The following is a 15,112-nucleotide window of genomic DNA, read 5'->3' on the forward strand; positions in this document are numbered from 1 at the left end:
AACGCTTATTCTTTAAATGTAGTTTTTTCCTTTACATCATTTATAAAAGTGCTCGTGGGCTTTACCTAACAAATTTTACCCTTAATCAATCTGGAGCCTTAACCTTTTAAAGGTCAAACCATAATTTTGTCCCCCCCAACCCAAAAGTAACCCCCTGCCCGACATGCACCCGCTCGGCCAATTGCAGCCAGGAAACGAACGGCGTCAGGTCACCGGCAAATGAAATCCTGCCCCTCAGTCCGCCAAGTTTCATCATTGCCTTTTGGCGCGTGGAGTAGCGCGGCCAGTCGTACCAGAATGTTTCGTCCTTCACCGTTTCAATCTGCTTGGCCTGATATAGCAGGGCGGTGAAGTCCGGTGTCCCGTTCTTGCCGTAAAAGGCGCTGAGCAGGGTCAGTCGATGGGCAAGGGCGCCAAACAGGGTAGCGAAATCGAGCCGGGTGACCAGTTTCCCTCTTTGTTTGATGCGCAGTGGTGTTTGCAGTTCAAGGGTAACGGATTCAACCGGTGATTGGGGCCTTTCCGTATAGGGTTCTTTGGGTGGCAAGGCTTTCAGGATCTGGTCGTCACTGCTATAGATCACCGGGTTTTGTCCATTGCGACAAAGGGTTACCTGTTGGAGCAGGTAGCGCCCGCGTTCGCGGCCCAGGCCGCGGCGGCCGATGCGGTCGATGGCATAGATGAAGTAGGGGATCGCGTCCAATGCCCTGCCGATGAGCATCAAATCAAATTCAAGCGGATACTCGGGATGATAGGACTGGCGGTTATCAACGGACGGTTTGAGAACAAAAGGAGGAGGGGCATTCCCGTATTTCCCGGCATCTGGGAAGTCGGGCGGCGGCGGAGGATGAAACATGGCGATGTAGATGCATTGGTCTGCAAGTGAACAGCTTTCACAATGCTCGCGGGGCAGGGGACATGCCAGGCGGCGAAAGGTGTTGTCCAGGGCACCGCGCAACAAGGCACCCTTGTATGGCGGTAGCACATTGAAGGTGCGCATGCGCAGATGAAAACGAAAAGTTTCGAAAACAAAAGGCCGCTCGCGGCCAAGTGCGGTGGCGCTCATGGTTCGACCCCGATACTCGGGTTATTAACGGGTGGTACGCTTTGGATCGGATCGGATGGAACAAGGAAATATTTTGAATCTGTTTTTTCGATAGCACTGTTTGGCTGGATAATCAAGGTCCTAAACCGGGCGATTCAAATTCTGGTACACATGAAAATGGGTAAGCATGGTGATACGGTAGGTCATCATTGCCTTCCAGAATTTGAACCCCTGACGGGGTTGCCGATCTCACCGCATCTTCGTCGTTAGATGTCTTCCCGCATAGGCGGCTATAGCGGAAAGACATCTGCCTTGTATATGCGGCAAGCTCGACAATCGCCCAGTTTAGGAAGGGTATATCTGCGGTTCGGCAGGGTAATGATAAAGGGGGATAGGCGGAAGGCTGAAGGTTTTTAGGGTTGTCGGAATGCAATCGTTTCTTTACCATCACGTACTTATTTCAACGATCAATGAATTCCCTTTTCATAGTTTATTTAGCCCTCAATCCCTCCCTCCAATTTTGAACCATCTTCTCGCCCGAAGGCTCTGATTATCGCTGCAACGCAACCACATAATCGTTAGACGCAATTACATCCATGGTCACAATCGCCCGAAGGCTCTGATTATCGCTGCAACGTTTGACATCTTCCTGGATCCTCGGTTGTACTTCGGAACTGATGGTCACAATCGCCCGAAGGCTCAGAGTACGCTATCGCTTTAGGTTTTTAGGCAGAAGGCTGAAGGTTGTTAGGGCTGCCGGAATGCGATCGTTTTTTATTTCCCTCAAACCGTAACACCAGCCCTGAACCATAATTTCGCCCGAAGGCTCTGATTATCGCTGCAACACCAGTACACTAATGGCGGTCAGTGGAACACAGTGGGAAGTGCGTCACAATCGCCCGAAGGCTCTGATTATCGCTGCAACTTAGTCATGTCAGTGTTCGATATGTATCTTTTTGTCAGTCACAATCGCCCGAAGGCTCAGAGGACGCTATCGCTTTAGGTTTTTAGGCGGAAGGCTGAAGGTTTTTAGGGCTGCCGGAATGCGGTCGTTTTTTTATCATCCGTGCTCATTTCAACGATCAATGAATTCCCTTTTCACAGTTTATTTAACCCTCAATCCCACCCTCCAATTCTGAACCATCTATTCGCCCGAAGGCTCTGATTATCGCTGCAACGCATATGGCAGACAAGATTATTCTTTACCCTTATTTTCTGTCACAATCGCCCGAAGGCTCTGATTAGCGCTGCAACTTCGGCCTGTTGCAATCGTTCCCCTTGATGGCCGATAAGGTCACAATCGCCCGAAGGCTCTGATTAGCGCTGCAACCAAACCGCCGCTCAATAATGCCGGCCACCTGTTCTGCTGTCACAATCGCCCGAAGGCTCTGATTAGCGCTGCAACCGTCTGCCTGCACGCCATAGTAACGGTCCAGGCTTTCTACAGTCACAATCGCCCGAAGGCTCTGATTAGCGCTGCAACGTGATCATCCGATCTTCGACATGTTCGATGATCCTTTGACGTCACAATCGCCCGAAGGCTCTGATTAGCGCTGCAACAGCACGCCTATTTTAATAGTTAATATCAATGTGTTGCAAGGGCAAAAATGGTAACCTCCTTTTGGGTCCGTTGAAATGGATGTCATCCGATCCTCCGCCAATCTTTTGTTTTGCCAATAATCACAATAAATGCAGCGAGATAACCTGCCGGTGGTAACCTCATCCCAAAAACGGATTTTTCCGTGAATCCACTAATTGTCAATAAAATAAGTATCATATATGCCATTTTAGCATTATCTCAATAAGTTGTGGTAGGTATCGTAGGTCGGGTCGAGCGTAGCGATACCCGACAACCGATTGTTGGGTTTCGTTCCTCAACCCAACCTACAATGCCCGGAATTTTGCCATTGCTGCCATCATTTATTAAGAACGTGCCCCTTTTCACGGCTCGGGCTCGATATCCAACTCCGGGTAAAGCTTGCGCGCGCATTCCGGGCACAGGCCATGGCTGAATTCGGCTTCCGAATGATTGCGGATATACGTTTCGATCTGATTCCAATACCCCTTGTCATCCCGAATCTTCTTGCACGATGCACAGATGGGCAGAAAGCCGCGCAGGGTTTTGACTTCCGACAATGCCTTTTGCAGTTTTTCGATCAGGCTCTCTTTTTCTCTTTCCACCGCTTTCCTTGCCGATACATCGTGAACGACCGAGCATAACATGGATTGACCGCAGATGGTGATCGGGCCACTGTAGACCTCGACCTCGCGGATCATGCCGTCCCCAAGCCGATGGCAAAAATCGAAGTAATTTCTCTCTTCGGCTTTGGCTTTCTCCATCTCCTTGAATACTTCTTTTGGGGTAAGGGTATTGATCTGGGTAATGTGCATGCCGGTCAATACGGTTTTGGGATAACCGTAAAAGGTGCAGGCTGCTGGGTTGGCGTCAACGATGGCACCGCTGTCCGGATCGATTAACAGCATGGCCGAGTAGTTTTCTTCGAAAAGCGACCGGAAGAGCTGCTCGCGTTCCTTCAGCAGCGATTCAGCCTGTTTGCGCGCGGTGATGTCACGTACGTATTCGACAACCGCTTCGGTTTCACCGGCCTTGTTGAGCATGGGAAAAGCATACAATTCCAGTGTGCCGATCTGTTCACCCTGCCTGACCAGCGGGATCTCGCTCATTTCCAGTTTTCCGGATTGCATGGCCCGGGCCGCTGGACAGGTCTCACACGCTTGACTGCGAGCATGGTAAACCGCATAGCATTTTTTTCCCTCCAGGGGCAGCCTGTGGGCGTACCATTGTTCCATTGTCCGATTGACGGCGACGATATTGAGGTCCTTATCCAGGATGCTGATACCATCCTGGATGGAGTTGAAAATAGCCTCCAGAAAGGCCGGGCTTTTTTTCAGATGCTGTTCGGTCAGCTTTTGGGGGGTCAGATCGGTAAAGGTGCACAGGATTCGGTTCGGTGTTTTTCCGTCTTGGTGGATGGAAAGGGCTTGGCATCGAAGAAAGATTTTGGAACCATCCTTGTGCCGGCACCGTAAGACCTGTTCATGGGGACGGCTCGGGGCCTCGCCCTGGCGTCTGACCTGCTGGTGCAGCACCTGCCAGTCGTCTGCATCGATCAGGTCCTGCCACCGGGAAACAAGATGCTTCTTTTCTTCGGCGGTGTATCCCAAAAGGCTCCAGAAACGTGCGCTTAGCCAGCCCTTGCCTGGATGCTTTGGATCCCAATACCAGATCCCGTCCGAGGCGTCTTCTTGCAGGAATTCAAAAAGAGACGCATCCGTTGCGATCAGCGCATGAAGTTCTTTTTTCAGGTCATAGACTTGACTATCCATCAGTCATCGCATCCAGGGCCGTTGGCGAATATCCGCGAAAGAATGTCGCTATCAACAATGATCCGTTCATCATAGTCAATAACAAACGCAATAGACAACCTATTTGTTCGCCATATCCACCTGTATCTGTCCGGGGGCAGACACCCCGCGCCGCCTGAGCAGTGATCCGTCCTGGCGGTAAAGATCGGTCAGTGCCTTGAGATAATTGACCAGCGCCCGAACCTCGGCGATGCGGCTGGAAAGCAGATCGCGTTGGGCCTGGGCCACCATAAAACTGGTCGATTTGCCCACGCGCAGCCGTTCGGTTTCGGTGCGCAATTTTTCTTCATCGAACCTGCGGGTCACCGAGGATGCACTGATTTGCTGTTTGGTGCGGCCCACTTCAATATAGGCCGTGCGCACATCGATTTCCACCAGTTGCGTGAGGCTGGAAAGGGCCTTGTCCAACTGCTGGCGCGTTGACAGGGCCCGCTTGTGGAGCGCCTTGGCACTGCGATTGAAGACTGGAAGATCGAGTTTGATGCCGGCCTGGGCATCGTACCGATCTTCATCCATGTGACGGATCGATTCCCCGAATGAATCGGCATACCCGCTTTTGCCCAGGGTGATGAACAGATCCAAAAGGGGAAGCAGTCCGTTACGGGTTTTGACCAGTTCCAGATCACCACGGACTAATTGAAGCCTGGCTTCGTTGAGCAGGGGCTGAAGCCGCATGGCCACCGCCACATGAGTGTCGACGGCTTCGGGGGGAATATCGGGCAGGGCCGGTGGATGGACCAGGGTGATTTCCCGCTGCCAGATGGCCGGTCCCGGCGGATTGAGCAGACGCAACAGCTGCAGGCGGATCCGTTCCATATTGGCCACCGCCTCGATGCGAGCCTGCTCCTGGGAGGCCACTTCGGCCTGCACCGCCGCCAGTTCGGACTTGGCCAGCCGGCCGACATCGATCAGCTGACGGGTTTCGGCCAGTTGCTGGCGCGCCACCTTCAAGGATTCATCCACGATTTCGATCTGGCGCCGTGCCAGCGCAAAATCCCAGTAGGTATTCTCTACATCGGCCACGAGCGATTCGGTAAACCCGCGTAACGCATACTCCGTCATGCGTGTGTCCAGGCGGGCCTGCTGCAGCTGGACCAGATTCACATCGGTTCCCAATCCGCTCAACAGGGCCTGGTTGACGGTCATGCCCAGGCGGGTTTGTGCCAGCCGATCGAGGTATAGCGAGGAGTCGGTGATTTGGGTGCCGGCCTCAATCGCCAGTGTCGTGCCGGTCGGGAAATACTGCGCCAGAGAAATCATACCCTCGGCTGTATCGCTGTTATATTCCTCGGTTGCAGAACCACTTCTGGCCAACCGTTCCCCCTGTTCTCTGCCCACGGAAACCTGTGCTGAAACGACCGGATCGAAATCCGCCCGCGCCTGATCTTCGAAGGTCTGCACGATGGTGGGGTTGAGGCGCTCTACCATCAGGGAACGGTTGTTTTCCAGACACATCAAAATGGCCTGGCTGACACTGAGGGTCAGCGGTTGATCAGGAACTTGAATAGGCGCATCGGTCCGATCCACAGACGCATCGGCCAGCGTCTCCTCGGGCTTGTTTGACTCGGTAATGCTGATGGATGGCGCTGATGGACGGCCGGTTGGTTCGTCGACGCCTGACCAACCGATCCGGGCAATGGTCAGGCCGCCCAAGACGATCAACACTGTTAAGCGAAAATGAAACACCGCCATGTTCATTGCTCCGTAGTTTTAAAAGTCACCGATCGCTTCCGACCAAAACAATCATCCCCAATGCGGTTACCCTGGATGGAAGCATCTTTGCTGTTTTTTAATCTGACCGGCTAGGATATATATTGCTTTTGTCTCACCATGACAACTTGTGAAAGCGTGCTGCCCATGAAATCGACCGGTTCTAAATTGATGCCCCTGATTGTTTTCGTCATTTTTGTTGCGGCGGCTTTGGGATGGATGATCGTGCACCAGTTTCAACCCACCAGCGGTGGAGGGCAGACTGCGGCGATGGCCAGACCCGTGCCGGTGGAGGTGAGGGCGATCAAACGCGGACCCATTGCCCGCAACCGGACGTTCAGTGGCGAACTGGATGCCCAGGCCGAGTTCGTGGTCGCCCCCAAGGTGGGCGGCCGGGTGCTGCGGGTGATGGTGAATCTTGCCGATCGGGTCAGCCGGGGACAGGTTGTGGCCGAACTGGACAACGACGAGTACGTTCAGGCCGTGGCCCAGGCCGAAGCTGATCTGGAGGTCGCCCGGGCCAATCTGTCCCAGGCCAAAAGCGCCCTGGAAATCGCTGACCGCGAGTTCAATCGCACCCGGTCCCTGCTCGAACGCGGCATTGCCTCTGACTCTGAATTCGATGCCGCCCGTCAGGACCAGCGGGCCAAAGACGCGCAACTCAAGGTTGCCGACGCCCAGGTGAAAAAGGCCGAGGCATCCCTCGAGACAGCCAGGATCCGATTGGGATATACCCAGGTAACCGCCGGCTGGACCGGCGGCGACGCAACCCGCGTGGTGGCCGAGCGCTATGTGGATGAAGGGCAGACCGTGGCCGCCAATACCCCGCTGCTGACGATCGTGGAGCTGAATCCCATTGTCGGTATTTTCTTTGTTACGGAAAAGGAATACGCCTATCTTCATCCCGGCCAGGCGGTGTCCATGACCACACAGGCCTATCCTGAGGAGTCGTTTGAAGGACGTATTGAACGCATCGCGCCGGTCTTTCGCAAATCCACCCGACAGGCCCGGGTCGAGATGCACGTCGACAACCCCGACCATCGCCTCAAACCGGGGATGTTCATTCGCGTCAGGGTGGAATTGGAAAGGGTGGCGGACGCCGTGATCGTTGCCCGGCAGGCCCTGACCGTGCGTGATGACAAGGACGGCATTTTCATTGTCCGGGAAGACGGCCGGTCGGTGGGCTGGCACCCGGTGACGGTGGGAGTCGTCGCCGGCGACCGGGTTCAGGTGCGGGGCGACGGCCTGACCGGTCTGGTGGTGACCCTGGGGCAGCAGCTGCTCAGCGACGGCGCATCGATCACCATCCCCCAGCCGGACATGCCGGCCGCCGGCGCTGGTCAAGGGGCCGCATTGCCATGAAACTGCCCCGCCTTGCCGTCAACCGTCCCATATTGACCACCATGGTGACCCTGATTCTGGTGACCCTGGGCGCCATTTCCCTGAGCCGGCTGCAGATCGATATGCTGCCCAATATCGAACTGCCCACCTTGAGTGTTCGCACCGATTATGAAGGGGCCAGCCCCGAAGTCATGGAACGGCTGGTGACCCAGATCATCGAGGAGATCGTGGCCACGGTTCCCGGTGTGGAAGAAATCTCTTCGTCCTCCTCGGAAGGCAGCAGCACGGTCAACGTCAGTTTTGTGTGGGGGACCGACATCGATACGGCCGCCATCGACGTACAGGGCAAACTCGAGGACGAGATCAACGAGCTGCCCGATGATATTGTCCGTCCCCGAATCCGTAAATTCGACATCGCCAGTTTTCCGGTGGTGCTATTGGGCATTTCCAGCAGCCTGGACCCGGTTGAACTGACCGAACTGATCGAGAATCAGATCCGTTATCGGTTTGCGCGTATTCCGGGGGTGGCTCAGGTTGACGTATGGGGCGGCTTCAATCGCGAAGTGCGCATTGAGCTGGATCCTGACCGGATTAAGGCCATTGATCTGCCGTTGGACCGGGTGATCGATGCCATCGAAAACGCCAACCTCGACCTGCCGGCGGGCAAGATCGATCAGGGTCGCTACGAGGTGATCCTGCGTGCCCCGGCCGAGTTCGCCAATCTGGATCAGATTCGTGATACGGTCGTCGGCATGCATGACGGTGCCGCCCTGACCTTGGACCAAATCGCCGATGTGAGGGATACGTATGAGAAACTGACCCGCATCGCACGGGTCAACGGTGGGCGCGGATTGCGGGTGGCCATCCGCAAGCAGGCCGGGGCCAACACCGTCGATGTCGCCAAACGGGTCCTGGCCGAGATCGATGCGGCCAACCGGGCCTATCCGCAGATATCCATCGTGCCGGTGACGAACCAGGGCAATTACATCGAGCGCTCCATCGTCAATGTCGCCCGCTCGGTGCTCTACGGCGGTGGGCTGGCCATTGCCGTGCTGCTGTTCTTTCTGCGCAGCATTCGCAGCACGCTGGTCATCTCACTGTCGATCCCCATCTGTATCGTAACCACGTTTGCCTTGATCTATTTCGGCGGCTTTACCCTCAACCTGATGACCCTGGGAGGACTGGCCCTGGGCGTGGGCATGATGGTCGACAGTTCCATCGTGGTCCTGGAAAACATCTTCCGGCGCTGCAGTGAAAATGACGAGGCCCCGACATTGGCTGCCGTGGAAGGCGCCAGAGAAGTCGGACCGGCCATCATTGCCAGCACGATCACCACCCTGGTGATTTTTTTGCCGTTGATTTTCGTGCGCGGGGTTTCCGGGCTTTTGTTCAAGGAACTGGCCTATGTGATCATTTTTGCTCTGATCTGTTCACTGATATTGGCCTTGAGTCTGGTGCCCATGCTGGCCTCCCGACTGCTCACCAGCAACGGCGCCTGTACCATGAATGCCCCGGCCGCTGCCAACCGGTTGATGACCGGTGTCAGTGCGGTCTCGGAACGGTTGCTCGGCATTTACCTGAGCCTTTTGCGTACCGCCTTGACCCATCGCTTGCTCACCTTATTCTCTGCGGCCGTGCTGTTGGGGGCGAGTCTTTTGCTTTTGCCCTTGATCGGCAGTGAATTTTTACCACCCAGTGATGAGGGAGAAGTGCGGGTAACCGGTAGGATGGAAAACGGGACCCGCCTGGATCTGATTGACCGCCAGACCCGCAAGATGGAAGCGATCATCGCACCGGCGGTGCCCGAGGCGGTTGCTTCCGTGGTCAATATTGGCGGTGCCGGCTGGCGGCCCGATGCCGGATCGGAAGGAGAAATCAGCCTCTCCCTGTTGCCGGTGGCCCAGAGAGGACGCTCCAATGTGGCCATTGCCGAGGACCTGCGCAAGCGCTTGGCCGGCCGCGTGCCCGGCATGGAGATTCGCGTGCGCGCCCCCCAGGGGCAGTTTGTCCTGGAGCGGATTCTGGGCAGTGACGAGGGATTGACCGTCGACATTCGCGGCCACGACCTGTCCACCCTCATGGCCCTGACCGACCGTACCGCCGCGGTGATCGAGACGGTTCGCGGCATCACGGATGTGGAGGCCAGCCTTACGGCCGGCAGTCCCCAACAGGAAATCCGCATCAATCGTGAGAAAATCGCCGATCTGGGCCTGAGCGTGCGTGATGTCACGCAGCTTTTGCAGACCGTCATGGCCGGGACCAAGGCTGGTGAATACCGCAGCGGCGGTAACGCCTATCGAATTCTGGTGCAGCTCAAGGACGCCGAAAAACGGTCGCTCGATGAAATCCTCGACCTGACCTTGACCACCGCTTCCGGAGAAAAAGTGGCGCTGCGCAATGTGGTCACCGCCGAGGCCAGCCGCGGACCGGTGCTGATCGATCGCAAGGACCAGCAGCGGCTGGCAACGGTACGTGCCAATGTGTCCGGCCGGGACCAGGGTTCGGTGGCCATGGATGTCCAGACCCGGCTGGATCAGATTCCGCGCCCCGCCGGATACACCCTACGGGTTGCCGGGACTTTTGAGGAGCAGCAAAAGGCCTTTCGGGAACTGGTGGTCTCTCTGGCCCTGGCTCTGGTTCTGGTGTATATGGTGCTGGCCTGCCAGTATGAGTCCTTTGTCGATCCACTGATCGTCATGTTTTCCGTGCCCCTGGCGGCCATCGGCGTGCTGGTGACCCTGTTCGTGACTGGAACGACGTTGAACGTGCAGTCCTATATCGGCTGCATCATGCTGGGCGGGATCGTGGTCAACAACGCCATCCTCCTGGTGGATCAGGCCGGCCGCCTGGTGAGCCAGGGCATAACCCCGTTTGATGCCCTGGTCGAGGCCGGGCGTCGACGCCTGCGGCCGATTCTGATGACCACTTTGACCACTATTTTGGGACTGCTGCCCTTGGCTCTGGGCATCGGCGAGGGCGCTGATGCCCAGGCCCCCCTGGCCCGGGCCGTGGTCGGGGGACTGGTTGCCTCGACGCTGATTACCCTGGTGCTTATTCCGGTGGTTTATTTGATGGTTCATCCGGATCAAAAGTGAGCTTTGTTATCGATCCAGTTCCTGGCGAATGGCCAGGGCCAATGTTTCCAAAAGAAATGGTTTTTTCACATAGGCGCCGGCACCTAACTGTTGGGCTTCGCGAACCCTTTCCGTTTCGGCGAATCCGCTGGCGATAATCGCTTTTTGACCGGGGTAGAGGTTACAGATGGAACGGTAGGTATCCAGGCCGTCCATGCCTCGCCCCATAATCATATCCAGCACGACCAGATCCACCGCCTCTCCCTTCACAAAGGTAACCGCCGCCTCCCCACAGTCAACCAGATGGACCTGGTAACCCAGCATTTCCAGAATGCGTTGGGCAATATCACGCTGCAGGGGGACATCATCCACCACCAGAATGGATTCCCCCTTGGCCATGAGCGTTTCCTGGTCAATGCGATCGATGGGATGGGGCAGATCCTGACGGGTGGCCGGCAGAAAGACGTTAAAAACCGTTCCCTTGCCTTTTGTGCTGTGAACATCAATGGCGCCGAAATGGTCGAGGATGGTCCCCCATACCACGGCCAGCCCCAGACCGGAGCCGCTCATGCCCAGATTTTTCTTGGTGTAAAAAGGTTCGAAAATCCGTGGCAGATCATCGGCAGCAATACCGGAACCGGTGTCGGCAACTTTCAGTTGGACATATTCACCCTCCGGGATTTTTGTCGTGCCGATCTTCAGTCCGTCAATATAGCGATTTTCGGTGCTGATGGTGATACTGCCGGGTTTTTTGAAGGATTCAAATGCGTTGATGACGAGGTTCATGACGATCTTGGTCAGATCGGCAGGCGCTCCGCGAAGGTGCATCAGGCTGTTGTCGAGCTGTGTCTCGATCTTGACGTGGGGATGCTGCATGGCTTTTTTGAGATGCGCCGGGCTTTGCAGGTATTCATTGACGATGCTGTTCAGATTGATGATTTCCTTTTGTGTGGAACCTCGTTTTGCCAGCGTTAACAGATCCTGAACAATGCTGGCAGCCTGTTCACCCGATGCCTGAATGGTTTGCAGGGGGCGAATCATGGAGCTGTCCTCCGGCAAACGGGCAATGAGCAGTTCCGGATAGCTGATGATTCCAGATAGGATGTTGTTCAAATCATGGGCCACGCCGCCCGCCAGGGCACCGATGGCTTCCATTTTCTGGGCGTGCATCAGTTGCTCATTCAAGCGCTGACGTTCCTTTTCAGCCTCTTTATTGTCGGTCACATCGCGGCTGATGCAGACCAGGCCGGCCAATTGACCGTCATTATCAAAAAGCGGCGCCTTGAAGGTGTCCCAATAGATTTCCCGGCCATCGGCAAGACGCTGAACCTCTTCATAGCGCAAGGCTTCTTTCTGTTCGCGAACAAAGGTGTCCGCTGCAATGCTGCTATCGGTGAGATCGGGTGGCAGCAAGTCTTCATCCCGTTTGCCTAAAATTTGTTGTTTGTCTAAACCGACTCGTTTTTCATAGGCTTTGTTGACGACCAGGTTGCATCCCTTGGCATCTTTAAAGTGGATCACATCCGGCAGTGCCTCGATGAGTGTGTCCAAGCGGTCGTGAAGCTCCCTGAGGGCCACTTCGCTCTGACTGCGTCGACTGACTTCATTTTCAAGATCCGCCACTAGGTCCTGTAACTCTTGATTATGCTGTTCCACCGCCTGCTGAAGCTGTCGCCGATGCCGGAATCCCCATAGTGCAGTCAGAGAAAAACAGCCGGCAAAGAGGGTCGCCAGGGCCATGAGCGCATTGATCAGACGCTTTCGGCGCTGGGCGCCAGTGGCCTGAAGGACTTCATTGAGCGGTGTGGAGAGCCCGATGGTCCAGACATGGTTCTCGAAACGCACCGGTGTCCAGGAGGCGATTTCCTTGCCCTTGTCCGGCAACCAGACGTACCAGCCGATACCCTCACGTGCCTGGGCGACGGCCTCGCACATGTCCGCATAGTGAAAGGCGCCTTTTTCTTTTTGCATGGCGAAAATTTCCGCCATGCTTTTGCCGCGATAAATTTCCGGGAAATCGGAACTCAGGTCGAATACCACGTGGTCCGGGGCATAAATCCAGGCATCGCCGTTTTGAAGCAGGTGAATCGGAGCGACGAAGCGTTTGAGAATTTGCTGCTCGATGGTGTCGATGTCAAAATCGTGGGCCAGACGGTCCCCAACGAAAAATCTGATACTGCGGGCCACCGAGCGGACCACTTCCAATTGCGTTTCCTGGTAAGCGGTGATGACCGTATCAACCAGTGTCTGCTGGTATCGGTGGGCGACAAACCAGCTGAAGATGACAAGGATGATGATCAGTATGGGCAGGCTGACTTCAACGACACGCTCCATCCGGAGCCATGGTTTGGAATGATTTTTTTTGGACGGTTTGTCTGAAATTCGTTCATCATCCATGCAGTAAAACTTCTCCTTGATAAACCAGACGAGGGTTGAGAAATAGGACTGTTCATTTCACATTCAATGATTTGCGCTAAGTCAGTCTATTGCAAAATCCATTGGTATGCAAATAGTATGTTGGCAGAACAGCAATTGTAATTTTGGAGGTGATCAGCGGGAATTTCATCCATCGATAGCAAAAAATGATGATCGATTACGATTACGAGCACGAGCACGAAAAATGCCAATGCCCGTCGTGCTCGTGCTCAGTGAAGCGGTGCTCGTAATCGTAATCGGAAATCTCGACTGAATCAAATCAAGGCCGGCGTTTTACCGGGAATCGATCTGTTGTCGACAGACCGGCAGGGAGATGGTAAAGGTCGTGCCTTCGCCCAAACGGCTTTCGACCTTGATATCCCCGCCGTGGTCTTTGATAAACCCGTAGCAGACTGACAGCCCCAGCCCCACACCTTTGACGCTGTCGGTCTTTGTGGTGAAGAAGGTCTCGAAAATCAGGTCCAGGTGTTCATGCTTGATGCCTGATCCATTGTCGGCAACCGTGATATGAATGAAATAGTCATCGCCCTCGGTGGCCACGGTCAGGCGGCCGCCCTCGGGCATGGCGTCCCGGGCATTGGAGATCAGGTTCAAAAATACCTGGCGCAGTTGATTCTTGGACGCCTTGACCTTGCCGAGATTGTCGGCGAAGTGGTGCACCACCTTGATGGAGTGCTCCCACAGCTGCTTTTCATGCAGCAGCAGGATTTCATCCAGGATGGTGTTGATATCCACCGGGGTGCGCTCTTCCTGGTCGGGTTTGGAAAAAGAGAGCATTTTGCGTAGCATGTCGGTCACGCGTACGGTTTCCGACAGGGACATGTCCAGCAGTTTGCGCCGTTTGTTTCCGACAGGGATTTCGGATTTCATCAGCTCCAGGGTGTTCATGATGCCGTACAAGGGGTTGTTGAGCTCGTGGGCGATCTGGGAGGTGAGGCGGCCCATGGCGGCCAGTTTTTCCGATTGCAGGAGTTGTTCCTGGGTTTTGTGAAGCTGACGTTCCATCTGCAGTTGTTCCTCCAGATCCACGAAGATACCCACCGATGCCTTCTCCTGCCCATCCTCATCATAGATGATGGTGGCCGACAGGTTGCCCTCCACCGTCCGTTTGTCCCTGGCCTTGAAGGTCATGGGATAGGAGCGCAGTTTGCCTTTGCCACCGTAATCCGTACTGCGCATCATGCGCATGACTTGGTGGGCCATGCCGTCGGGGTAGAGATTTTTCACATTCATGGTGCCGATGGTTTGTGACGCCGCGTAGCCGAGGGTCTCCTCGGCGCCCTGATTCCAGATAATGATGTCGCCCTGCATATTGGTCCCTATGATGGCATTGGGGGCGCTCTGGATGATATTGTTGAGAAAATCGTGGGCCTTTTTCAGCTCCTGTTCCATCTGTTTGCGTTGCGACTGGTCCGCGCAGATGCCTTCGTAGCCCAGGACCCTGCCCGTGGGATCGTAGCGCACATGGGCGGTGAGCAACACGGTGATGGGCGTGCCGTCCTTTTTACGGAAATCCACTTCGTAGTCGATCACACGGCCGTTTTTCTCGATCATCGCCTGAAACCGGGCGCGCTCTTTGGCCTCGCGGTAGATGTCACGGGCCAGGTCGAGCTGGAGAAATTCATCCTTGTCCGTATAGCCCAGCATATCCAAAAGGGCGGGGTTGGCATCGAGGAATTTGCCCTCTTTGCTGCTGATATACACGCCCACGGCCACATGGTCGAACAGACTTTGAAAGCTTTCGCGGGAGGTTTTAAGGCGGTATTCCTGATCCTTGCGGTGGCTGATGTCGCGGTAGATGCTCAGCTTGGAAACCGTGCCGTCGCTGCTTTGCAGGGGGATTTCGAGAAGGTTGTAAGTCCGGTCCACCGACGGGACATAGACTTCCTCGTGAACCGTCTGCCTTTTGTCGAACACCTCCGGGCCTCGGCACCAGGGGCAGGGCACGGCACTGTGGTTGACTACCTCATGGCACTTTTTACCGACGCCGTCCCCGAACACCTGAATCATGGCCTTGTTCATAAACTCGACCACGTAATCGTTGTTAACGATGTAGATGCCGTCGGCCATGGCGTCAAGAATGCCGGTCAACATGTGGGCCTGATTCGCGTCCATGGTT

Annotated in this window: 7 protein-coding genes and 1 CRISPR repeat array; of the genes, 2 read left to right on the forward strand and 5 right to left on the reverse strand. The window is 55.4% G+C overall.

Annotated elements, in window-relative coordinates:
• Positions 1-106: 106 nt before the first annotated feature.
• The 3 genes from cas6 to Dvar_RS13620 form a co-directional block, all read right to left on the reverse strand.
• A complete protein-coding gene (gene cas6, locus Dvar_RS13610) occupies positions 107-1,066 on the reverse strand; it encodes a CRISPR system precrRNA processing endoribonuclease RAMP protein Cas6 (RefSeq protein WP_419662248.1) in 960 nt (319 codons plus the stop codon).
• A 1,120-nt stretch (positions 1,067-2,186) separates the two neighbouring features.
• A CRISPR array of direct repeats spans positions 2,187-2,605; the repeat unit is 37 nt; unit sequence GTCACAATCGCCCGAAGGCTCTGATTAGCGCTGCAAC.
• A gap of 381 nt (positions 2,606-2,986) precedes the next feature.
• Positions 2,987-4,393: a PAS domain S-box protein gene (locus Dvar_RS13615; RefSeq protein WP_419662249.1), complete on the reverse strand. Its 1,407-nt coding sequence runs from the start codon at positions 4,391-4,393 to the stop codon at positions 2,987-2,989.
• A 99-nt stretch (positions 4,394-4,492) separates the two neighbouring features.
• Positions 4,493-6,124 carry a TolC family protein gene (locus Dvar_RS13620; RefSeq protein ID WP_419662250.1) on the reverse strand — a complete coding sequence of 544 codons (1,632 nt, stop codon included), beginning with the start codon at positions 6,122-6,124 and terminating at the stop codon, positions 4,493-4,495.
• Positions 6,125-6,289: 165 nt separating this feature from the next.
• Here Dvar_RS13620 and Dvar_RS13625 point away from each other — a divergent pair, with 165 nt between their 5' ends.
• A complete protein-coding gene (locus Dvar_RS13625; RefSeq protein WP_419662251.1) occupies positions 6,290-7,504 on the forward strand; it encodes an efflux RND transporter periplasmic adaptor subunit in 1,215 nt (404 codons plus the stop codon).
• The gene (locus Dvar_RS13630; RefSeq protein WP_419662252.1) at positions 7,501-10,578 is read left to right on the forward strand and encodes an efflux RND transporter permease subunit; all 3,078 of its coding nucleotides are present in this window, start codon (positions 7,501-7,503) and stop codon (positions 10,576-10,578) included. Before Dvar_RS13625 ends, Dvar_RS13630 begins: the two co-directional genes overlap by 4 nt.
• 6 nt (positions 10,579-10,584) lie before the next feature.
• On the opposite strand, the gene Dvar_RS13635 is transcribed toward Dvar_RS13630, so the two are convergent.
• Entirely contained in the window at positions 10,585-12,954 is a 2,370-nt protein-coding gene (locus Dvar_RS13635; RefSeq protein ID WP_419662253.1) for a hybrid sensor histidine kinase/response regulator, read from the reverse strand.
• A 312-nt stretch (positions 12,955-13,266) separates the two neighbouring features.
• Positions 13,267-15,108: a PAS domain-containing sensor histidine kinase gene (locus tag Dvar_RS13640; RefSeq protein WP_419662254.1), complete on the reverse strand. Its 1,842-nt coding sequence runs from the start codon at positions 15,106-15,108 to the stop codon at positions 13,267-13,269.
• Positions 15,109-15,112 lie beyond the last annotated feature (4 nt).

Origin of the sequence: Desulfosarcina variabilis str. Montpellier (assembly GCF_048565275.1) — a bacterium.
GTDB lineage: Bacteria > Desulfobacterota > Desulfobacteria > Desulfobacterales > Desulfosarcinaceae > Desulfosarcina > Desulfosarcina variabilis.

Excerpts from the sequence above, each read along its gene's own strand:
- Dvar_RS13635 (WP_419662253.1), bottom strand. The coding sequence starts at position 12,954 with ATGGATGATGAACGAATTTCAGACAAACCGTCCAAAAAAAATCATTCC.
- Dvar_RS13615 (WP_419662249.1), bottom strand. The coding sequence starts at position 4,393 with ATGGATAGTCAAGTCTATGACCTGAAAAAAGAACTTCATGCGCTGATC.
- Dvar_RS13620 (WP_419662250.1), bottom strand. The coding sequence starts at position 6,124 with ATGGCGGTGTTTCATTTTCGCTTAACAGTGTTGATCGTCTTGGGCGGC.
- Dvar_RS13630 (WP_419662252.1), top strand. The coding sequence starts at position 7,501 with ATGAAACTGCCCCGCCTTGCCGTCAACCGTCCCATATTGACCACCATG.
- Dvar_RS13625 (WP_419662251.1), top strand. The coding sequence starts at position 6,290 with ATGAAATCGACCGGTTCTAAATTGATGCCCCTGATTGTTTTCGTCATT.
- cas6 (WP_419662248.1), bottom strand. The coding sequence starts at position 1,066 with ATGAGCGCCACCGCACTTGGCCGCGAGCGGCCTTTTGTTTTCGAAACT.
- Dvar_RS13640 (WP_419662254.1), bottom strand. The coding sequence starts at position 15,108 with ATGGACGCGAATCAGGCCCACATGTTGACCGGCATTCTTGACGCCATG.